General features: G+C 56.1%; 14 protein-coding genes. 5 read left to right on the top strand and 9 right to left on the bottom strand.

The genetic code is table 11. The features are described 5' to 3' along the window. The 7 genes from QMG44_RS03710 to lrp form a co-directional block, all read right to left on the bottom strand. Positions 1 to 618 (bottom strand): DMSO/selenate family reductase complex B subunit, encoded by a 618-nt coding sequence (locus tag QMG44_RS03710; RefSeq protein WP_020884826.1) that lies wholly within the window; start codon positions 616 to 618, stop codon positions 1 to 3. A gap of 10 nt (positions 619 to 628) precedes the next feature. Then, complete coding sequence (dmsA, locus tag QMG44_RS03705; RefSeq protein ID WP_063925198.1) at positions 629 to 3070, bottom strand: dimethylsulfoxide reductase subunit A; 2442 nt, start codon at positions 3068 to 3070, stop codon at positions 629 to 631. 211 nt (positions 3071 to 3281) lie between these two features. Beyond that, on the bottom strand, positions 3282 to 4574 hold the full coding sequence (serS, locus tag QMG44_RS03700; RefSeq protein ID WP_008499983.1) for a serine--tRNA ligase: 1293 nt from the start codon (positions 4572 to 4574) through the stop codon (positions 3282 to 3284). 92 nt (positions 4575 to 4666) lie between these two features. Continuing rightward, complete coding sequence (gene rarA, locus QMG44_RS03695) at positions 4667 to 6010, bottom strand: replication-associated recombination protein RarA (protein WP_025204557.1); 1344 nt, start codon at positions 6008 to 6010, stop codon at positions 4667 to 4669. A 9-nt stretch (positions 6011 to 6019) separates the two neighbouring features. Further along, positions 6020 to 6634 (bottom strand): outer membrane lipoprotein chaperone LolA, encoded by a 615-nt coding sequence (gene lolA, locus QMG44_RS03690; protein WP_014169368.1) that lies wholly within the window; start codon positions 6632 to 6634, stop codon positions 6020 to 6022. Positions 6635 to 6761: 127 nt separating this feature from the next. Next, the gene (gene ftsK, locus QMG44_RS03685; protein ID WP_232937299.1) at positions 6762 to 10625 is read right to left on the bottom strand and encodes a DNA translocase FtsK; all 3864 of its coding nucleotides are present in this window, start codon (positions 10623 to 10625) and stop codon (positions 6762 to 6764) included. 135 nt (positions 10626 to 10760) lie between these two features. Then, positions 10761 to 11255, bottom strand: coding sequence for a leucine-responsive transcriptional regulator Lrp (gene lrp / locus QMG44_RS03680; RefSeq protein WP_000228469.1), 495 nt, complete (start codon positions 11253 to 11255; stop codon positions 10761 to 10763). Positions 11256 to 11799: 544 nt separating this feature from the next. Here lrp and trxB point away from each other — a divergent pair. The 5 genes from trxB (at position 11800) to infA (ending at position 17624) form a co-directional block, all read left to right on the top strand. After that, the gene (gene trxB, locus QMG44_RS03675; protein ID WP_025204565.1) at positions 11800 to 12768 is read left to right on the top strand and encodes a thioredoxin-disulfide reductase; all 969 of its coding nucleotides are present in this window, start codon (positions 11800 to 11802) and stop codon (positions 12766 to 12768) included. A gap of 114 nt (positions 12769 to 12882) precedes the next feature. Further along, positions 12883 to 14649, top strand: a complete 1767-nt coding sequence (locus QMG44_RS03670; protein WP_086532727.1) for a heme ABC transporter permease/ATP-binding protein CydD — start codon at positions 12883 to 12885, stop codon at positions 14647 to 14649. Then, the gene (locus QMG44_RS03665) at positions 14649 to 16370 is read left to right on the top strand and encodes a heme ABC transporter ATP-binding protein/permease CydC (protein WP_086532728.1); all 1722 of its coding nucleotides are present in this window, start codon (positions 14649 to 14651) and stop codon (positions 16368 to 16370) included. Before QMG44_RS03670 ends, QMG44_RS03665 begins: the two co-directional genes overlap by 1 nt. A 46-nt stretch (positions 16371 to 16416) precedes the next feature. After that, positions 16417 to 17121, top strand: a complete 705-nt coding sequence (gene aat, locus QMG44_RS03660) for a leucyl/phenylalanyl-tRNA--protein transferase (protein ID WP_014169362.1) — start codon at positions 16417 to 16419, stop codon at positions 17119 to 17121. Positions 17122 to 17405: 284 nt separating this feature from the next. Next, on the top strand, positions 17406 to 17624 hold the full coding sequence (infA, locus tag QMG44_RS03655) for a translation initiation factor IF-1 (protein WP_002211347.1): 219 nt from the start codon (positions 17406 to 17408) through the stop codon (positions 17622 to 17624). 70 nt (positions 17625 to 17694) lie between these two features. Here the strand turns inward: infA and QMG44_RS03650 are convergent, their stop codons facing one another. Continuing rightward, a complete protein-coding gene (locus QMG44_RS03650; protein WP_086532729.1) occupies positions 17695 to 18141 on the bottom strand; it encodes a hypothetical protein in 447 nt (148 codons plus the stop codon). Positions 18142 to 18516: 375 nt separating this feature from the next. Continuing rightward, positions 18517 to 20796 carry an ATP-dependent Clp protease ATP-binding subunit ClpA gene (gene clpA, locus QMG44_RS03645; RefSeq protein WP_020884836.1) on the bottom strand — a complete coding sequence of 760 codons (2280 nt, stop codon included), beginning with the start codon at positions 20794 to 20796 and terminating at the stop codon, positions 18517 to 18519. Positions 20797 to 20807 lie beyond the last annotated feature (11 nt).

The raw sequence follows: 20807 nt of genomic DNA, 5'->3' as shown, positions 1-20807 counted from the left end.
TCACACCTCCTTCGGGTTTGCCAGGTAGCCGGTGGTATCCCCTGTCGGGCGGCTGTTGGCGTTAGGTTTAATCACGATGCTTGGCTTCGTGAAGTGCGCGGACGGCAGCGGCGCGACGGCCGCCAGCTGGCCATGTTTTTTACGCAGTTCGTCAATGGGACCGAAATCCAGCGCACGCAGCGGGCAGGACTCCACGCAGATCGGCTTTTTGCCGTCTGCCACGCGGGTGTGGCAGCCGTCGCACTTGGTCATATGCCCTTTGGCGGCGTTGTACTGCGGGGCACCGTACGGACAGGCCATGTGGCAGTAGCGACAGCCGATGCAGACATCTTCATCCACCACCACGAACCCGTCGTCACGCTTGTGCATCGCCCCGCTCGGGCAGACCTTGGTGCAGGCCGGGTCTTCGCAGTGGTTGCAGGCAATCGACAGGTAGTAGGCAAACACGTTCTGGTGCCAGACACCGCTGTCTTCCTGCCAGTCACCGCCCGCGTATTCGTAAATACGGCGGAAGCTGACGTCCGGGGTTAAATCTTTGTAATCCTTGCAGGCGAGCTCGCAGGTTTTGCACCCGGTGCAGCGGCTGGAATCAATAAAAAATCCATACTGGGTTGTCATCGGTTACTCCTTACACCTTTTCAACCTGAACAAGGTTCGTGTGGGACGGGTTGCCCTTCGCCAGTGGCGACGGACGCTGCGTGGTCAGTACGTTAATACTGCCTGCCTGGTCGATGCGATTCGCATCCGGGCTATACCAGGCCCCTTCCCCCAGCGCGACAACGCCAGGCATCATGCGCGGAGTCACCTTGGCTTCAATGTGTACCTCACCGCGACCGTTAAAGATGCGCACGCGGTCGCCATTGCTGATCCCACGGGCTTTGGCATCCATCGGGTTAATCCACATCTCCTGACGGCAGGCAGCTTTCAGTACGTCGACGTTGCCATAGGTAGAGTGAACACGCGCTTTGTAGTGGAAGCCGGTCAACTGCAGCGGGAATTTCGCGGTCAGCGGATCGTTGTAGTTTTCAAAGCCCGGCGTGTAGATCGGCAGCGGATCGATAACATCCCCTTCCGGCAACTCCCAGGTAGAGGCAATTTTTGCCAGCTCTTCTGAATAAATTTCAATTTTGCCCGATGGCGTGGTCAGCGGATTGGCCTGCGGATCGTCACGGAAAGCTTTGTACGCCACGTGGTGGCCTTCCGGATCACGCTGTTTGTACATCCCCTGCTCACGGAAGGTATCGAAATCCGGAAGGTCAGGGATCGCTTTGCGGGAGAGTTCATGCAGATGGCGCATCCACCCTTCCTGCGTGCGCCCCTCGGTAAATTGCTGCTCAACGCCAAGACGTTTCGCCAGCTCAGAGGTCATCTCATAGATGGTTTTGCACTCAAAGCGAGGTTTAATAGCCTGATCGGTAAAGATGACATAGGACATGTTGCCGCAGGAGGCATCCAGCGCGAAATCCATCTGCTCAGAAGCCGTGCAGTCCGGGAGAATAATATCGGCATATTTTGCCGAAGAAGTCATGTGGCAGTCGATCACCACAATCATCTCGCACTTCTTGTCATCCTGCAGGATTTCATGGGTGCGGTTAATTTCAGAGTGCTGGTTGATGAGACAGTTGCCGGCGTAGTTCCAGATCATCTTGATCGGGACATCCAGTTTGTCCTTACCCCGCACGCCGTCACGCAGCGCAGTCATTTCCGGGCCGCGTTCAATGGCATCAGTCCACATAAACATGGAGATACTGGTCTGAACCGGGTTTTCCAGCGTCGGCATACGTTCAAACGGCACTTCATAGGAGCCTTCACGCGCACCCGTGTTACCGCCATGAATGCCCACGTTACCCGTCAGAATGGCGAGCATCGAAATGGCACGGGTGGCAATTTCACCGTTCGCATGACGCTGTGGACCCCAGCCCTGACTAATATAGGCCGGTTTAGCCGAACCAATCTCGCGTGCCAGTTGAACAATACGGTCAACCGGAATTCCCGTGATGGTGGACGCCCATTCCGGCGTTTTGGCAATACCGTCGCTGCCCTGACCGAGAATATAGGCCTTATAGTGGCCATTAGCCGGCGCGCTGGCTGGCAATGTTTTCTCGTCATAACCGACGCAGTATTTATCGAGGAACGGCTGATCGACCAGATTTTCAGTGATCATCACCCATGCCAGCGCGGAGACCAGCGCAGCATCGGTGCCTGGACGAATCGGAATCCACTCATCTTCACGCCCTGCACCGGTGTCGGTATAGCGCGGGTCGATAATAATCATGCGGGCATTCGATTTGGCGCGCGCCTGTTCGAGGTAGTACGTTACCCCGCCACCGCTCATGCGCGTTTCACCCGGGTTGTTGCCGAACAGCACCACCAGCTTACTGTTTTCGATATCAGACGGGCTGTTACCGTCTGCCCAGCCACCGTAGGTGTAGTTCAGACCGGCGGCAATCTGCGCCGAAGAGTAGTCGCCATAATGGTTCAGATAACCGCCGCAGCAGTTCATCAGACGGGCCACCAGCGTTTTCCCCGGTGGCCAGGAGCGGGTCAGCGTGCCGCCGAGCGTCCCGGTGCCATAGTTCAGATAGATGGATTCGTTGCCGTAGTCTTTGATCAGACGCTGCATGTTCGTCGCGATGATGTCGTAGGCTTCATCCCAGCTAATGCGCTCGAACTTCCCTTCTCCACGCTTGCCAACGCGTTTCATCGGGTACTTCAGGCGGTCCGGGTTATAAACGCGACGACGCATTGAACGGCCGCGCAGGCAGGCGCGGACCTGATGTAACCCCTCGTAGTTATCGTCCCCGGTATTATCGGTTTCGACATATTTAATCTCACCATCCACCACATGCATACGCAGTGGACAACGGCTACCGCAGTTTACGGTACAGGCACTCCACACCACTTTTTCCGGGGTGGTCGGGGACAGTGCATCCGCCGCCGACGCCAGACGAGAAAAAGGGAGCGTAAAGGCGCTGCTGGCAACGGCCAGACCACCAATTGCCGTGGTTTTCATCAACCCACGGCGAGTGACCTCGGCAGCCATTAACGCTTCAGGCGCTTTGATTTTCATAGAGACTCACTTTGGTTGCTCACAAAGAAAAGAGAGGCGGCATATGCCGCTATATAGTTTTATATATAACGAATAACTTCGTTATTGGTTTTTTATGCTGACTTTCATTCGGAGGAGTATTACTACTTTGGAGGGAGGGGTTATTGCGTCGTATCAATTCTAAGGTATAAAAAAAGCGCCCTGAGGCGCTTTTTTGTTTCACGTCAAATCATTAACCGATGTACTGCTGGCCTTTCATGTACGGACGCAGCACTTCAGGGATCTCAATACGACCGTCCGCCTGCTGATAGTTTTCCAGCACGGCAACCAGTGTACGACCGACAGCCAGACCAGAACCGTTCAGGGTATGCACCAGACGGGTTTTCTTGTCAGACTTGCTGCGGCAACGTGCCTGCATACGACGCGCCTGGAAATCCCAGACGTTAGAGCAGGAGGAGATTTCACGGTAGGTATTCTGCGCAGGAACCCAGACTTCCAGGTCGAAGGTTTTGCAGGCACCAAAGCCCATATCACCGGTGCACAACGCCATACGACGGTACGGCAGACCCAGCAGCTCCAGCACTTTCTCAGCGTGGCCGGTCATCTCTTCCAGCGCGTCCATCGACTCTTCCGGGCGGACAATCTGCACCATCTCTACTTTGTCGAACTGGTGCATACGGATCAGACCACGCGTGTCACGGCCGTAAGAACCCGCTTCAGAACGGAAGCACGGAGAGTGTGCTGTCAGTTTGATTGGCAGATCGTCTTCGTCGATGATCTCATCACGCACGAGGTTAGTCAGCGGCACTTCCGCAGTTGGGATCAGCGCGTAGTTGCTGCTGTCAGCTTCCTCATCCAGCGGACGGGTGTGGAACAGATCGCCGGCAAATTTTGGCAGCTGGCCAGTACCGTACAGCGTATCGTGGTTAACCAGATACGGGACGTAGGTTTCACTGTAGCCATGCTGCTCGGTGTGCAGATCCAGCATAAACTGCGCGAGAGCGCGATGCAGATGAGCAATCTGGCCTTTCATCACAACGAAGCGAGAACCGGTCAGCTTAACTGCGGCCGCAAAGTCCAGGCCGGCATGCATTTCGCCCAGGGTCACATGATCGCGAACCTCGAAGTCGAACTCGCGAGGCGTGCCCCAGCGTTTCACTTCAACGTTGTCGTTTTCATCTTTACCGACAGGTACGCTATCGTCAGGAATGTTCGGGATCGCCAGCGCGATATCACGGATCTCGGCCTGAAGCACGTCCAGCTCCGCTTTCGCCTGATCCAGCTCTTCACCCAGTTTGTTCACTTCCAGGCGTAATGGCTCAATGTCTTCCCCGCGCGCTTTCGCCTGGCCGATGGATTTCGATCGAGAATTACGCTCTGCCTGCAGATTTTCAGTTTGTACCTGCAGAACTTTACGACGCTCTTCAAGAGCGCGCAGCTTATCTACATCCAGCTTAAAGCCCCGGCGTGCCAGTTTTTCAGCGACTGCGTCTGGCTCATTACGCAGCAGATTGGGATCGAGCATGCTTATCCTGTGCTTATCGAATTAAAATAGGAAAATGTGACCACAGCCTGCGGCCACAGGGATACATTGCCAACATTACCGCAACGATCGCACTAACGGTAGCGTTTTATAGGGCTATTTTGATCCTGTCCGGCGAGCCAGGCGAGCTTTTCGCCAATCTTGCCTTCAAGACCTCTGTTTGTGGGGTGATAATAGCGGGTTTGTGCCATCTCCTGCGGGAAATATTCCTCCCCGGCGGCGTAGGCATTGGGTTCGTCGTGGGCGTAGCGGTACTCCTGCCCATACCCCATCTCTTTCATCAGTTTGGTCGGCGCATTGCGCAAATGAACCGGCACGTCATAATCCGGGCGTTCACGAGCGTCGGACATGGCCGCTTTAAAGGCGGTATAGACAGCGTTACTTTTCGGTGCGCAGGCCAGATAAACAATCGCCTGAGCGATAGCACGCTCGCCTTCAGCAGGCCCGACGCGGGTAAAGCAGTCCCAGGCCGAAATAGCCACCTGCATGGCGCGCGGATCGGCATTCCCGACATCTTCAGAGGCAATCGCCAGGCAGCGACGGGCCACATACAGCGGATCGCCACCGGCGGTGATAATGCGGGCATACCAGTAAAGCGCCGCATCGGGCGCGCTGCCGCGCACGGACTTATGCAGTGCCGAAATCAGATCGTAAAACCGATCGCCTTTATTGTCGAAACGCGCGCTGCGCTCCCCGGCGATCTCGGTGAGCAACGCCGGTTTCAGTACCCGCTTGCCGGACGCATCCACTTCGGCCATATCGGCCATCATTTCCAGCGTATTGAGTGCCCGGCGGGCGTCGCCGTTAACCAGTTCAGCGATCGCCCGGCGCGTGTCGTCAGGCAGAACGATATCCTGCCCGCCGTAGCCGCGCGCGTTATCGTCCATCGCCTGCGTGAGAACCTGTTCAATATCCTCCACGGTCAGGGATTTGAGCAGGTAAACACGTGCACGGGAAAGCAGTGCGGAATTGAGTTCAAACGACGGGTTTTCGGTGGTGGCACCGATGAAGAAAATGGTGCCGTCTTCAATGTGCGGCAGGAAAGCATCCTGCTGGCTTTTATTGAAACGGTGAACTTCGTCGACAAAGAGAATGGTACGTCGCCCGGCATTGCGGTTCTGCCGCGCACGTTCAATCGCCTCGCGGATCTCCTTCACGCCGGACGTGACCGCCGAGATGCGCTCGACATCCGCGTTAGCATAGCGGGCGATAACTTCTGCGAGCGTGGTTTTGCCTGTACCGGGTGGCCCCCAGAGGATCATGGAGTGCAGATGCCCGGCCTCAATGGCACGCGGCAAGGGTTTCCCCGCAGCCAGCAGGTGTTGCTGGCCGATGTACTGCGCTAAATTTTCTGGCCGCATACGAGCGGCCAGAGGTTGAAACGCATTCTCAGAAAAATCGAGCGACAGATTGCTCACTCATGCCTCTTACTTGTTGCGCTGATCGTCCACCGTTACGCCCTGCGGCGGGGTAAAGGTGAATTTAGACGCGTCAACCGCGCCATTTTGCTGGGTCTTGAGCTGGTAGCTGCTACGCTGGTCGTCCTGCTCAACCGCACCAAACTGATTAATGGTTCCGTTGGTGCTCACGTTGATGGTGAACTGTTTCAGGTTGCCATTGCTGCCTTTCGGCGTCAGAACAAACTCATCACCATTCTGTTTGATATTGTACTGCTGCCAGTCGCTGGACTGGTTACGCGCAATCAGCATGAAAGGCGTATTGCTGGTCGCGTCTTTCAGCCAGGTCGCAGTAGCCTGCTCGACAAACGGGTTGTAGAACCACAGGGTCTTACCGTCAGAAACCAGGATGCTCTCATCCGGCTGAGTCATATGCCAGTTAAACAGATTCGGGCGTTTTACCCACAAATCCCCCTGACCTTCCTGCACCGCATTGCCACTGCCGTCAGTCACTTTTTGCGTAAAGCTGGCGTGGAAACTGCTCACTTTATCCAGTCGGCTTTTAAGGTCGCTGGCCGCATCAGCCCAGACGCTGCTGGCGACAAAACTGGTGAGTAATGCACAGGCGATTGCGATTTTTTTCATTGTTATTCCTTAAAATACGTCATCCCGATATGGGGTTCTGCCCTCTATTGTGTACCTGCCCGAAGGCAGGCGACAGAAGAAAATGCTTAATTTTGGCTGATTTACCCTTCTTTGCAATCACTGAAGGTTAATCAAACGGCGGCGGTGCCAGCACCTCACGGTTACCGTTGTGCCCCTGCTCGCTCACAATGCCCTGCGCTTCCATCTGCTCGATGATGCGCGCTGCGCGGTTGTAGCCGATGCGGAACTGACGCTGCACACCCGAGATAGAGGCTTTACGTTTTTCGGTGACGAAGTTAACCGCCTGGTCGAATAACGGATCCAGCTCCTCGCCGCCGTCCAGGCCACCACCGCCGCCTTCGCTTTCGCTGTCGGAGGTAATGCCATCAACATATTGCGGACGACCGCGCGCTTTCCAGTCCTGCACCACGGCGTGAACTTCCTGGTCGCGAACAAATGCACCGTGAACACGCACCGGAGAGGTGGAGTTCGGGCCAGAGTAAAGCATGTCCCCCATACCCAGCAGCGACTCCGCGCCACCCTGGTCGAGAATAGTGCGCGAGTCAATTTTGCTCGATACGGTAAACGCGATACGGGTTGGAATGTTCGCTTTGATCAGACCCGTAATGACGTCCACAGACGGACGCTGCGTCGCCAGAACCAGGTGGATGCCGGCCGCACGCGCTTTTTGCGCCAGACGTGCAATCAGCTCTTCCACTTTTTTACCGACGGTCATCATCAGGTCAGCGAATTCATCCACCAGGACGACGATGTAAGGCAGTTTTTCCAGCACCGGATGTTGGGCATCCATGCTGTCGCCCGGTTTCCAGTAAGGGTCCGGAATCGGACGGCCCATCCGTGCCGCCTCGGCGATTTTCTCGTTATAACCGGCAAGGTTACGCACGCCCAGCGCAGACATTAGCTTGTAGCGACGCTCCATCTCATTAACGCTCCAGCGCAGGGCATTGGCCGCGTCTTTCATGTCGGTAACCACTTCTGTCAGCAGATGCGGGATACCTTCATAGACCGACAGTTCCAGCATTTTCGGGTCGATCATGATGAAACGAACATCTTCCGGCTGCGCTTTATAGAGCATGCTGAGGATCATGGCGTTCACACCGACGGATTTACCGGAGCCGGTGGTACCTGCTACCAGCAGGTGAGGCATTTTTGCCAGATCGGCCACCACCGGCTCGCCCGCAATATCTTTACCCAGAACCACGCTCAGCGGTGACGGGTTGTCGCGGAACTTCGCGTTATCCAGGACTTCGCGCAGGTAAACGGTCTGACGTTTCTTATTCGGCAGTTCAAGACCGACGTAAGGTTTACCCGGAATAACCTCTACAACACGCACCGCCACGGTCGACAGAGAACGCGCCAGGTCACGGGAAAGGTTAGAAATACGCGCGGCTTTTACGCCTGGTGCCAGATTAAGTTCGAAGCGAGTGATCACCGGCCCTGGGGAGTAGTTGACTACATCAGCCTTGATACGGAAGTCCGCCAGACGCGCTTCCACCAGACGAGCCATCTGCTCAAGAGCAAAGGTATCGACCGGCTCGACTTCAGCCGGCGGTGGGGTTAACAGATCCAGCGACGGCAGAGGCGTGCTTGGACGCTGCAACGGACGGCTGTCGCCGTTACGCATCAGCAGCGGGTGAATGAGACTCTCCTGCGGCTGTGCCTGAGGCTGCTGGAACTGCGGCGGCTGTGGTGGCTGCTGCGGCTGTGCATACGCCTGCGGCGCCAGTTGCTGCGGTTGTGCATACGCCTGCGGTGCCGGTTGTTGCGGCTGTGCATACGCCTGCGGCGCCGGTTGCTGCTGCTGAGCATACGCTTGCGGCGCTGGTTGTTGCGGCTGTGCATGCGCCTGCGGTGCCGGTTGTTGCGGCTGTGCATACGCCTGCGGTGCCGGTTGTTGCGGCTGTGCATACGCCTGCGGCGCTGGCGCAGTCTGCGGACGCGTCGGTTCAGCGTCCGGCATCACGCTCGGCGTGAACAGCGGCTCGCTCGGGCCATCATCAACCAGATCTTTCATTGGCGAGAATTCAAAATCCGACAGCGAGAACGGATTCGCTCCAGCAGGCTGCTCACCGGCATAACGCTGCTGCTGCGTGGCCGCGAACTGGCGCGCTAATTCCGCCTCAGCCGCGTCATCTTCGTCTTGTGGATGATGCACTTCATGCTGGTATTCTTCGCCATAGCGCTGATGCTGCTGTGCGGCGAACTGGCGCGCCAGTTCATCCTGATGCATTTCATCAACGTCATCTTCATACTCATTCTCGCGCGCTTTTTCCTCAGCCATACGCTGAGAAGGCAGCTTAATACCGTAGGAGGCTAGCTCACGCCGCGTTGGCACGCGGACACGGTTTGGGCGAGGTAACTGCGGGCCAATGCCCTCTTTCACCTGTGGACGTGGCGCACCGCCTGTGGCGAGGCTAAAGACCGGGGCAGCCGCAGCGGCTGCCGCTGTAGCCTGCTTCACGCTTTCTGCAACAGGTGCAACGGCAGGCGTTGGATCAACCGGAGGAACCGAAACAGAAGGTGCTTTGGTTACAGGCTCCTGCACCGGTTCAGGCACAGGCTGATACCAGGCCGCCAGCTGTTCACGCTCGCGGGCACGACGCTCTTCGACCTCTTCAAAATAGTACAATGGCGGACGAGACGGTTTCGCCTCTTCCACCACGTCAGGCTCTGGCTGAGGCGCTACGTATGGCTGTTCAGGTTCAACCGGCTCCGGCACGTACTCCTGATGAGGCTGTGCGGCAGGCTGCGCGTACTGCGGATATCCCTGAGACTCATATGCCGGCTCCGGCTGATAAGGCTGCTGCCAGGCTTCCTGCTGGACAGGAATATAGCTCTCTGGCTCTGGCGCAATAACCGGCTCAGGCGTATGAACACCAGGGGCGGTTTGCCACTCCACCTGAGGTTGCTGAATGGCGGATTCGGGTGGTGGAACCGGTGCTGAAGGCATCACCGCATCGGCTGGAGCGGCATACGCCTGTGAAGCCGTAGTGGCGGCGGCCGCTGCAGCGACCGGCTCGGTCACGGAGTGGCCATTTAACAGCGGGTCGTATTCATCAAACGCTCCCGGCGTGGCACGGTTGCCAGAGAAGAGCACATCGTTTGGATCGACAGCCGCACCGGCTGCACGATATTCAACCTGATCGTCTTCATCCATGCGTTTGCCGGAGAAGAGCGCCGCATCGGTTTTACGGCCTAGCGGGTTGGCAAATTTCTCGGCAACACGCTGACGACGCGCCAGCGCGCCGCGCATAATGCGGGCACGACGAGATTCGCGACGCTGAACGGGAGCATCGTCTTCCTCTTCGTACTCATCTTCATATTCATCTTCGTCAACCCACGTATCGTCGCGACGGGTACGGTTGCTCGCGAAGGTCAGGAGGGTAAGGATAAAGCTGCCAATCTTCTCGGCGATGCTCACCCACGACCAGCCGGTGAACAGCGTCAGTCCTGCCGCCCAGATGCAGAGCAACGCAAGCGTTCCACCACTGCTGTGAAGCATGGGCTGTAGCGCAGAACTCAACAGGCTGCCGATCACCCCGCCAGAGGCGAAATACCAGATATCATCGGCGTTGATAGCCGCCAGCCCACACGAGGTGAGGATCAGCGCCAGTGCGCCAATCAGGCGCAGCGACACCGCGAAATAGTCGATATAGTCATCGTTTTGACGATGGCGCCAGGCAAACCAGCATCCGCCAATGATAATGACGGGAAGGGTGTAGGCCATCACCCCGAAAATGAAGAAGAGCGTATCTGCAAGCCAGGCGCCGGGAACACCGCCTAAGTTATGGATAGGCTCATGCCAGGCGGTTTGTGACCAGCTGGGATCTGAGGGGTTGAAACTGAGTAGGGCTGCCATCAGCCAGACGGCAAAAAGGGCAATAACAATCAGCAAAGCCTCGAGGAGACGACGTCCGCTGCTTAGCTTCGATAATGTGACTTCTTTGTCTTCAGTGTATTCCTGGCTCAAGAAAGGCTCTCCAGGTATCAGGCATATCCTGCCTGTTTGCTAAAACGGACAACAGCGCCGGGTATCCCCGGCACTGTTGCTGTATGGATTAACAGGAGTGTAATCAAACTACACTGATTTTGCACCTGTTCCGTGTTAGCGCGTCTTAATAACCAGACGATTGCTCTGTTTGACTTCTTCCATCACCACATAGGTACGGGTGTCATTCACGCCCGGCAGACGCAGCAGGGTTTCACCCAGCAGCTTACGGTAGGCGGACATATCAGGCACACGGGTTTTCAACAGGTAGTCGAAATCACCGGATACCAGATGACACTCTTGAATTTCTTCAAGTTTTTGTACAGCGGCGTTAAATTGCTCAAACACATCCGGCGCACCACGATTCAGAGTAATCTCAACAAATACCAGAAGTGAGGCATCCAGATAATGCGGGTTCAACAGAGCCGTATAGCCCTGAATGAAACCCTGTCTTTCCAGTCGGCGCACACGCTCAAGGCACGGCGTCGGGGAAAGTCCCACACGTTTTGAAAGCTCGACGTTGGAAATACGCCCATCCTTTTGCAATTCATTAAGAATGTTACGATCGATACGGTCGAGATCTTTGCCAGGGCGCTTCTTGCTATCTACCATTATTATTGTCTCTCTGTATTCCTTCCCTACTCCTGCCTGGACCCTGTGCACATCACTGTTCAGAGCCTGTACCCGTTAGTCATCACATCGCCTGGTTATGTATTAGACGCGATGCGGATTCGGGTTCTGTTGGTAAGAAGACCGTTGCCCGAAGGCAGTCACCGATATCACGTATGGCGTCTGTCCACGCCATGCGTAGATTTCACTGACCCGGTAAAAATGGCATTTACGTGCATGCCTATGCGGCATGCGGTTAACGCGGTTTTTTTTCTTCCTTGAATGTTTTCGCAAAAGCGCAGGGGATTGTCAAAGCAAAACATCGATTTTTAGTACAACATGCCGGATATTCATTACGGCAGGGTATTAATCCTCATTTTATTGCCGTACAAACGAGCGAATTTCGGTGCAAAGCGTGATGTTATAGCGCTTAATTCATCGTCGCTGGCTATTGCACATATCGATATCAAAATTGCTGCGCTCTTTTTTTACGGCAACAAATTCCCTACAATCCAGCCAAATGTCTGCCAACAACAATGGGGATCTCATGGGCACGGCCAAACACAGTAAGCTGCTAATTCTTGGTTCTGGACCTGCGGGATATACCGCGGCGGTCTATGCTGCACGCGCTAACCTGCAACCGGTTCTGATTACCGGCATGGAAAAAGGCGGTCAGCTGACCACCACCACGGAAGTGGAAAACTGGCCAGGCGACCCGAACGACCTGACCGGGCCGCTGCTGATGGAGCGTATGCATGAGCATGCGACGAAATTCGAAACCGAAATTCTGTTCGATCATATCAACAAGGTTGACCTGCAGAACCGTCCGTTCCGTCTGACGGGCGACAGTGGCGAGTACACCTGTGATGCGCTGATCATCGCGACCGGCGCTTCTGCCCGTTACCTCGGTCTGCCGTCTGAAGAAGCATTCAAAGGCCGTGGCGTCTCCGCCTGCGCAACCTGCGATGGTTTCTTCTATCGCAACCAGAAAGTGGCGGTTATCGGTGGCGGCAACACTGCCGTGGAAGAAGCCCTTTATCTGGCGAACATCGCCTCTGAAGTGCACCTGATCCACCGTCGTGACACCTTCCGCGCAGAGAAGATCCTGATCAAACGTCTGATGGATAAAGTGGCGAGTGGCAATATCGTGCTGCACACCAACCGTACCCTGGAAGAAGTCACGGGCGATCAGATGGGCGTTGCCGGTCTGCGTATTCGTGATACCCAGAACACCGATAACGTCGAAACGCTGGAAGTGGCGGGTCTGTTTGTGGCGATCGGTCACAGCCCGAACACCGCGATTTTCGAGGGGCAACTGGAGCTGGAAAACGGCTACATCAAAGTGCAGTCCGGTATTCACGGCAACGCGACCCAGACCAGCATACCTGGCGTATTCGCTGCTGGCGATGTGATGGACCATATCTACCGTCAGGCGATCACCTCTGCTGGCACCGGCTGTATGGCCGCGCTGGACGCTGAACGCTACCTCGACGGGCTGGCGGAACAAGGTAAATAATCTTTACAAGTCAGTAACAAACGTAAATAAAGGCGGCGATAAGTCGCCTTTATTGTCTCTCCGTTGTAACATTGCGCTGCCCAACTTCTAATAACGTCACCTGCTAAGTACGCAATGGAAAAAACCCGTCAACAAGAGTTAACACGCTGGCTGAAACAGCAAAGCGTTCTTTCCCGCCGCTGGCTAACAATCTCCCGTTTTCTGGGGTTTGTCAGTGGTCTGTTGATTGTTGCCCAGGCATGGCTGCTGGCCCGCATTCTTAATCACATGATCATGGAGAACATTCCGCGCGAAGCGCTCCTGTTGCCCTTTATCGTCCTGATCCTGATTTTTGTTCTTCGTGCCTGGGTGGTCTGGCTGCGTGAGCGCGTGGGTTTTCACGCCGGACAGCATATCCGCTATGAGATCCGCCGCCAGGTGCTTGACCGCCTTCAGGAGGCCGGTCCGGCGTGGATCCAGGGTAAACCCGCGGGAAGCTGGGCGACGCTGATCCTTGAGCAGATTGACGATATGCATGACTACTATGCGCGCTATCTGCCACAGATGGCGCTAGCCGTCTTCGTTCCGTTGCTGATTGTCATCGCCATCTTCCCGGTCAACTGGATGGCGGCACTGATCCTGCTGGGCACAGCCCCGCTGATCCCGCTGTTCATGGCGCTGGTGGGCATGGGCGCCGCGGACGCTAACCGACGTAACTTTCTGGCTCTGGGTCGCTTAAGCGGCCATTTCCTTGACCGTCTGCGCGGCATGGAAACGTTGCGCATTTTTGGCCGCGGTGAAGCGGAAACTGAAAATATCCGCCTCGCATCGCAGGATTTCCGTCAGCGCACCATGGAAGTGTTACGTCTGGCGTTCCTCTCCTCCGGCGTACTCGAATTCTTTACCTCGCTGTCGATTGCGCTTGTGGCAGTCTACTTTGGCTTCTCGTATCTCGGCGCGCTGGATTTTGGCCACTACGGCACGGCGGTGACCCTTTCAGCCGGTTTCCTTGCGCTGATACTGGCCCCCGAATTTTTCCAGCCGCTTCGCGATCTGGGCACCTTCTATCATGCAAAAGCGCAGGCCGTGGGCGCGGCTGACAGCCTGAAGACGTTTATGGAAACGCCACTGGCGCATCCGGAACGCGGTGACGTGACGCTGAACACCAAAGAGCCGGTTACCCTTGAAGCGCGTGATTTCTCCATTCTGTCGCCTGAAGGCAACGTGCTGGCAGGCCCGCTTAACTTTACCCTTCCGGCCGGAAAACGTGTGGTGCTTGTAGGCATCAGTGGTTCAGGGAAAAGCTCTCTGCTCAATGCGCTATCGGGTTTTATGGCCTACACCGGATCGCTGCGGATCAACCAAACTGAACTGCGCGATCTCGATCCGCTTGCCTGGCGTAAACAGCTTAGCTGGGTAGGACAAAACCCTCAGCTTCCTGCCGCCACGCTGCGAGACAATGTGCTGCTGGCTCGCCCGGATGCGCGTGACGATGAACTGCAATCCGTGCTCGACCGCGCCTGGGTCAGCGAATTTCTGCCGCAGCTTCCGCAGGGTGTCGATACCGTTGTCGGTGACCAGTCTGCCGGCCTGTCAGTCGGTCAGGCCCAGCGTGTGGCGGTTGCCCGCGCGCTGCTTAACCCATGCCAGCTCATGCTGCTCGACGAGCCAGCAGCGAGCCTTGACGCACACAGTGAGCAACGCGTCATGGATGCCCTCAATGCGGCCTCGCGGCAGCAGACCACCCTGATGGTCACCCATCAGCTGGAAGGTATTGCTGACTGGAATCAGATCTGGGTCATGGAAAATGGTCATATTGTTGAGCAAGGCGATTACGCCTCTCTCGTTGCCGCGCAGGGCCCGTTTGCCACCCTGCTGGCAAACCGTCAGGAGGATATCTGATGCGTGCTCTGCTTCCCTATCTAGCGCTCTATAAACGCCATAAATGGATGCTGCTGCTGGGCATTGTGCTGGCGATTGTTACCCTGCTTGCCAGCATCGGTCTGCTTACGCTCTCCGGCTGGTTCTTGTCCGCTTCGGCCGTAGCGGGGTTCGCGGGTTTATACAGCTTTAACTATATGCTTCCGGCGGCAGGCGTTCGCGGCACCGCAATCACGCGTACTGCCGGACGTTATTTTGAGCGTCTGGTCAGCCACGACGCCACTTTCCGCGTGCTACAGCACCTGCGCATTTACACCTTCAGCAAACTATTACCCCTCTCCCCTGCCGGGCTGGCGCGTTTTCGTCAGGGTGAGTTACTCAACCGTGTCGTAGCCGATGTCGACACGCTGGATCACCTTTACCTGCGCGTCATCTCGCCCATCGTGGGGGCGTTTGTGGTGATTGTGGTGGTCACGCTGGGGTTGTCGGTTCTGGACGTTCCCGTTGCGCTCACGCTGGGTGGCATCATGCTGCTGACGCTGATTATCCTGCCACCGCTGTTTTATCGTGCAGGTAAATCCACCGGCGAGAACCTGACGCGACTGCGCGGCGACTACCGACAACAGCTGACATCCTGGCTGCAGGGACAGGCGGAACTGACCATTTTTGGTGCCAGCACGCGTTATCGCAGTCAAATGGAAAGCACTGAGCTGAACTGGCACGAAGCCCAGCGCCGCCAGTCGGAGCTGACGGCATTCTCCCAGGCGCTGATGATGTTGATCGGCGGCGTGGCGGTCATCGCCATGCTGTGGATGGCTTCAGGTGGTGTAGGTGGAAATACCCAGCCCGGCCCTCTGATTGCTCTCTTCGTTTTCTGCGCACTGGCCGCGTTTGAAGCGCTGGCCCCGGTGACGGGCGCCTTCCAGCATCTCGGACAGGTCATCGCTTCTGCCCTGCGCATCACCCAGATTGCCGAGCAGGAGCCGGAGGTTACGTTCAGCGGCGCTCAGACCGCCGTGCCGGCGCAGGTTGCGCTGACCCTGGATAACGTCACCTTTGCCTATGAAAAACAGGCGCAAAACGCGTTGGAAGGGATCACGCTGTCTGTTAAAGCAGGCCAGCGGATTGCACTCCTCGGTCGTACCGGTTGCGGTAAATCCACCCTTCTTCAGTTGCTGACCCGCGCCTGGGATCCGCAGCACGGTCAGATTCAGTTTAACGATACGCCGCTGACCGACTTCAGCGAACAGACGCTGCGCAAGACCGTGAGCGTGGTTCCGCAGCGCGTGCACCTCTTCAGCGCGACGCTGCGTGATAACCTGCTGCTCGCGGCACCTCAGGCCTCCGACGATGATCTGCGCGCCATGCTGGAGCAGGTTGGGCTGCAAAAACTGCTTGAGAACGACGGGCTGAACGGCTGGCTCGGGGAAGGCGGTCGTCAGCTCTCCGGCGGCGAGTTGCGCCGTCTGGCGATTGCACGCGCGTTGTTGCATGATGCGCCTCTGATGCTTCTTGATGAACCCACCGAAGGGCTGGATGCAACAACCGAGAGCCAAATCCTTGATTTACTGGCCCATGTTATGACCGGAAAAACCGTGCTGATGGTCACCCACCGCCTGCGCGGGCTGGCGAGTTTTGATCAGATAATTGTGATGGACAACGGACATATTATTGAGCAAGGTAGTCACACAGAACTGTTGGCGAAACAGGGTCGCTACTACCAGTTTAAACAGCGTCTGTAGACTATATTTGTACCGATCCTAACTCGCGTATTGGAGTTCTGCTGTCATGCGCCTGGTCCAGCTTTCTCGTCATAACATTGCGTTCCCTTCGCCGGAGGGAGCGCTGCGTGAACCTAACGGGCTGCTGGCCCTTGGCGGCGACCTCAGTCCTGCGCGGCTTTTGATGGCTTACCAGCGCGGCATTTTCCCGTGGTTTTCACCCGGCGACCCGATTTTATGGTGGTCGCCCGATCCCCGTGCCGTGCTGTGGCCGGCGCAGTTTCACCTGAGCCGCAGCATGAAGCGTTTCCATGCGAAATCACCCTACCGCGTCACCCTGAATCATGCCTTCGGTCAGGTCATTGAAGGCTGTGCCGAAGACCGTCATGAAGGAACCTGGATCACCCGCGATATCATTACCGCCTATCACCAGCTGCACGAGCTGGGTTTCGCGCACTCCATTGAAGTCTGGCAAGACGGTGAACTCGTCGGCGGGATGTATGGCGTTGCGCAGGGGACGCTGTTTTGCGGCGAATCGATGTTCTCCCGTGCCGTGAATGCCTCGAAAACCGCGCTGCTGATCTTCTGCCAGGAGTTTGCCCAGCGCGGTGGAAAACTGATGGATTGCCAGGTCCTCAATGAGCATACGGCCTCCCTCGGTGCGGTTGAAATCCCCCGCCGTCACTACATAGAACATCTGGACGTTTGCCGTCAGGAGAAGCTGCCGCGAGACTTCTGGGTGCCAAGAACGCTCTTTATGCCCAATGCCTAAATGTTTTCCGCATATTTTTTGTGAGGGTGTTATAATTATGCCGCAGAGTAGGTTCTGCCTGTTGCCTCGCCGCCGTTTGGGTCCTCCGCTTCAGATAACGTCCTGACGTTTATCCTGTTGTATCCCCTTTACGAATGCGCTTTCCGTTCGGTTGTACCGTGACGCTTGGGCAATGCGCCGAAACTATTTTGCTGCGTTTTAAACGCGCAATTCTTTACTTAATTGATGAATTTCGGCATTATCTTGCCGGTTCAAAACTTGGTAGTGATACCCCAGAGGATTAGATGGCCAAAGAAGACAATATTGAAATGCAGGGTACCGTACTTGATACGTTGCCTAACACCATGTTTCGCGTAGAGCTGGAAAACGGTCACGTGGTAACTGCGCACATCTCCGGTAAAATGCGCAAAAACTATATCCGCATTTTAACGGGCGACAAAGTGACTGTTGAACTGACCCCGTACGACCTGAGCAAAGGCCGCATTGTCTTCCGTAGTCGCTAATTGTTTTCGCCTGTAATGGCAGATGAATATATAAAGGTCGGGCTAACCCCGGCCTTTTTTATTTAACGGCTTAATGCCGGGCAGGAAGATGTATTGTCATGCGGGGCTGCGCCGGCGTGATTAAATCCCCGGCCATGGAATGCGCCATCTCATGCAGCAATCCCGTCAGGTGCGGCAGCATATCCCGATCAAAATGGGACACCAGCAGCACGTGGTTTACTGCCCGGCAGTAGTCGCACTTTGTTTCGGTATCTTCCAGAAGCCACGCTTTTTGTCGCGGTGGTTCAGCGTCCTCCTCAAATTCCACTATCTGAAAATCACGCATTGATTCTGTGAGTCCGCTTTTGACTTCTTCCAGATACGCGCCTAAACAGCGGCACACGGGCTGCGTTTGCGGGTGGGCGTTGCAGTCCAGCAGAATTTCGGTGAGCAGCATGCAGCGCCCGGCCAGGGTCGGGAGATCGGGGTTCAGGGAGAGTTCGCTGTAGAGCTGGGAGAAAGAGATTTCTGTATTCATTGGGTAATACCTTCACACACGTTGAGTTACCACCGCAGGAAACGCCAGATTCGCTGGCGGCGGACGAAAAGGAATTGGCGTACCAGTGTGTGTGCTACTGGCGCTTCAAAAGAAGCTTCCGATTCGCCCGCCAGATGCAGAATTATACCCTTTTCCTTAGGGCGAACGAAGCCTGCAGCAATGGTGCTGCTCACACACTTTCAGGACGCCAATCCTGACACCTGATTTTGCAGGTGCGCCGCCATTCTAGGACTGTGAATTTATACAGCAATGAGTGAGATGAAAATATGGAAAGCGCCTCGCAAAGTTTCGGTGCGAGCAGGCATAAAAAAACCGGGCAGTGAGTTGCCCGGTTTTTAAGACTAATGCAGGAAATCAGTGAGCCGCTTCCGGCTTGTGCTTCTGCGCACTCTGGAAATCGTACGTCAGCTCATTCTTCTCCTGGTCCAGCGCGACCGTCACCTGACCGCCATCTACCAGCAAGCCAAACAGCAGCTCGTTCGCCAGCGGTTTCTTCAGGTTGTCCTGAATCACACGCGCCATTGGACGGGCCCCCATCGCACGGTCGTAGCCTTTCTCAGCCAGCCAGTTGCGGGCCTCCTGGCTCACTTCCAGCGACACGCCTTTCTGATCCAGCTGAACCTGCAGTTCGACGATGAACTTATCCACTACCTGATGGATAACCTCGGTAGAGAGGTGATCGAACCAGATAATGTTGTCCAGACGGTTACGGAACTCCGGCGTAAAGATCTTCTTGATCTCTTCCATCGCATCGGTGCTGTTATCCTGATGGATAAGGCCGATAGATTTGCGCTCCGTTTCACGTACACCGGCGTTGGTGGTCATTACCAGCACTACGTTGCGGAAGTCCGCCTTGCGCCCGTTGTTATCGGTCAGCGTCCCGTTGTCCATCACCTGCAGCAGGATGTTGAACACGTCCGGGTGCGCTTTCTCAATTTCATCGAGCAGCAGTACCGCGTGCGGATGCTTGATCACCGCGTCGGTTAACAGACCGCCCTGGTCAAAGCCCACATAGCCCGGAGGCGCACCAATCAAACGGCTGACGGTGTGACGCTCCATGTACTCGGACATATCAAAACGCAGCAGCTCAATGCCCAGCGCTTTGGAGAGTTGAACCGTGACCTCGGTTTTCCCCACACCGGTCGGACCGGCGAACAGGAAGGAACCGACAGGCTTATGTTCATGCCCCAGTCCGGCACGGGCCATCTTGATGGCTTCGGTTAACGCCTCAATGGCTTTATCCTGCCCAAAGACCAGCATTTTCAGGCGATTGCCAAGGGTGCGCAGCGTGTCACGGTCGCTCTGAGAAACGCTCTTCTCAGGGATACGCGCGATACGGGCCACCACGGTCTCGATATCCGCCACGTTAACGGTTTTCTTACGCTTGCTGGCTGGCATCAGACGCGCACGCGCCCCTGCCTCATCAATCACGTCAATGGCCTTATCCGGCAGATGACGATCGTTGATGTATTTCACCGCCAGCTCCACCGCCGCACGCACCGCTTTGGCGGTATAACGCACATCGTGGTGCGCTTCGTACTTCGGTTTCAGACCGTTGATGATCTGCACGGTTTCTTCAACAGAGGGTTCAGTCACATCGATTTTCTGGAAGCGACGCGCCAGGGCACGATCTTTCTCAAAGATGTTGCTGAACTCCTGATACGTTGTGGAACCAATCACGCGGATCTTACCGCTGGAGAGCAGCGGTTTGATCAGGTTAGCGGCATCTACCTGGCCACCCGAGGCCGCACCGGCACCGATGATGGTGTGGATCTCATCGATAAACAGAATGCTGTTGGTGTCCTGCTCAAGCTGTTTCAAAAGCGCCTTAAAGCGTTTTTCAAAATCGCCGCGGTATTTAGTGCCCGCCAGCAGCGAGCCAATATCCAGCGAGTAGATGGTGCAATCGGCAATCACTTCCGGTACGTCGCCCTGCACAATACGCCAGGCGAGACCCTCGGCAATCGCGGTTTTACCGACGCCGGATTCACCCACCAGCAGCGGGTTGTTCTTACGGCGACGGCACAATACCTGGATCGCGCGCTCCAGCTCTTTATCGCGACCAATCAGCGGGTCGATACCGCCAACGCGAGCAAGCTGGTTGAGATTGGTGGTGAAGTTTTCCATACGATCCTCCCCGCCTGCTTGCTCTTCATTGTTATTGACCTGATTGCTGGAATCCGATGCCTGGTTCGGCTCGTCTTTACGCGTTCCGTGAGAGATAAAGTTAACCACGTCGAGTCGGCTGACTTCGTGTTTGCGCAGCAGGTAGGCAGCCTGTGACTCCTGCTCGCTGAAGATGGCGACCAGCACATTTGCGCCCGTCACTTCGCTACGTCCGGAAGACTGGACGTGGAAGACCGCACGCTGCAACACGCGCTGGAAGCTGAGCGTCGGCTGCGTGTCGCGCTCTTCTTCACTGGCTGGCAGCACCGGTGTGGTTTGTTCGATGAAGGCTTCGAGTTCCTGACGTAGCGCCACCAGATCCACGGAGCAGGCTTCCAGCGCTTCGCGGGCAGATGGGTTGCTAAGCAGTGCGAGCAGTAAATGCTCGACGGTCATAAACTCATGTCGGTGCTCACGCGCTCTGGCGAAAGCCATATTTAAACTGAGTTCCAGTTCTTGATTGAGCATAGGCACCTCCC

Source organism: Enterobacter sp. 200527-13 (genome assembly GCF_027924865.1).
Lineage (GTDB): Bacteria > Pseudomonadota > Gammaproteobacteria > Enterobacterales > Enterobacteriaceae > Enterobacter > Enterobacter ludwigii.
This window is presented reverse-complemented; position numbering and strand designations above follow the sequence as displayed.

Bases quoted from the DNA above. Each gene is read 5' to 3' on its own strand.
- lolA (WP_014169368.1), bottom strand. From the start codon at position 6,634: ATGAAAAAAATCGCAATCGCCTGTGCATTACTCACCAGTTTTGTCGCC.
- infA (WP_002211347.1), top strand. From the start codon at position 17,406: ATGGCCAAAGAAGACAATATTGAAATGCAGGGTACCGTACTTGATACG.
- clpA (WP_020884836.1), bottom strand. From the start codon at position 20,796: ATGCTCAATCAAGAACTGGAACTCAGTTTAAATATGGCTTTCGCCAGA.
- serS (WP_008499983.1), bottom strand. From the start codon at position 4,574: ATGCTCGATCCCAATCTGCTGCGTAATGAGCCAGACGCAGTCGCTGAA.
- QMG44_RS03665 (WP_086532728.1), top strand. From the start codon at position 14,649: ATGCGTGCTCTGCTTCCCTATCTAGCGCTCTATAAACGCCATAAATGG.
- lrp (WP_000228469.1), bottom strand. From the start codon at position 11,255: ATGGTAGATAGCAAGAAGCGCCCTGGCAAAGATCTCGACCGTATCGAT.
- dmsA (WP_063925198.1), bottom strand. From the start codon at position 3,070: ATGAAAATCAAAGCGCCTGAAGCGTTAATGGCTGCCGAGGTCACTCGC.
- QMG44_RS03650 (WP_086532729.1), bottom strand. From the start codon at position 18,141: ATGAATACAGAAATCTCTTTCTCCCAGCTCTACAGCGAACTCTCCCTG.
- QMG44_RS03670 (WP_086532727.1), top strand. From the start codon at position 12,883: ATGGAAAAAACCCGTCAACAAGAGTTAACACGCTGGCTGAAACAGCAA.
- QMG44_RS03710 (WP_020884826.1), bottom strand. From the start codon at position 618: ATGACAACCCAGTATGGATTTTTTATTGATTCCAGCCGCTGCACCGGG.
- trxB (WP_025204565.1), top strand. From the start codon at position 11,800: ATGGGCACGGCCAAACACAGTAAGCTGCTAATTCTTGGTTCTGGACCT.
- aat (WP_014169362.1), top strand. From the start codon at position 16,417: ATGCGCCTGGTCCAGCTTTCTCGTCATAACATTGCGTTCCCTTCGCCG.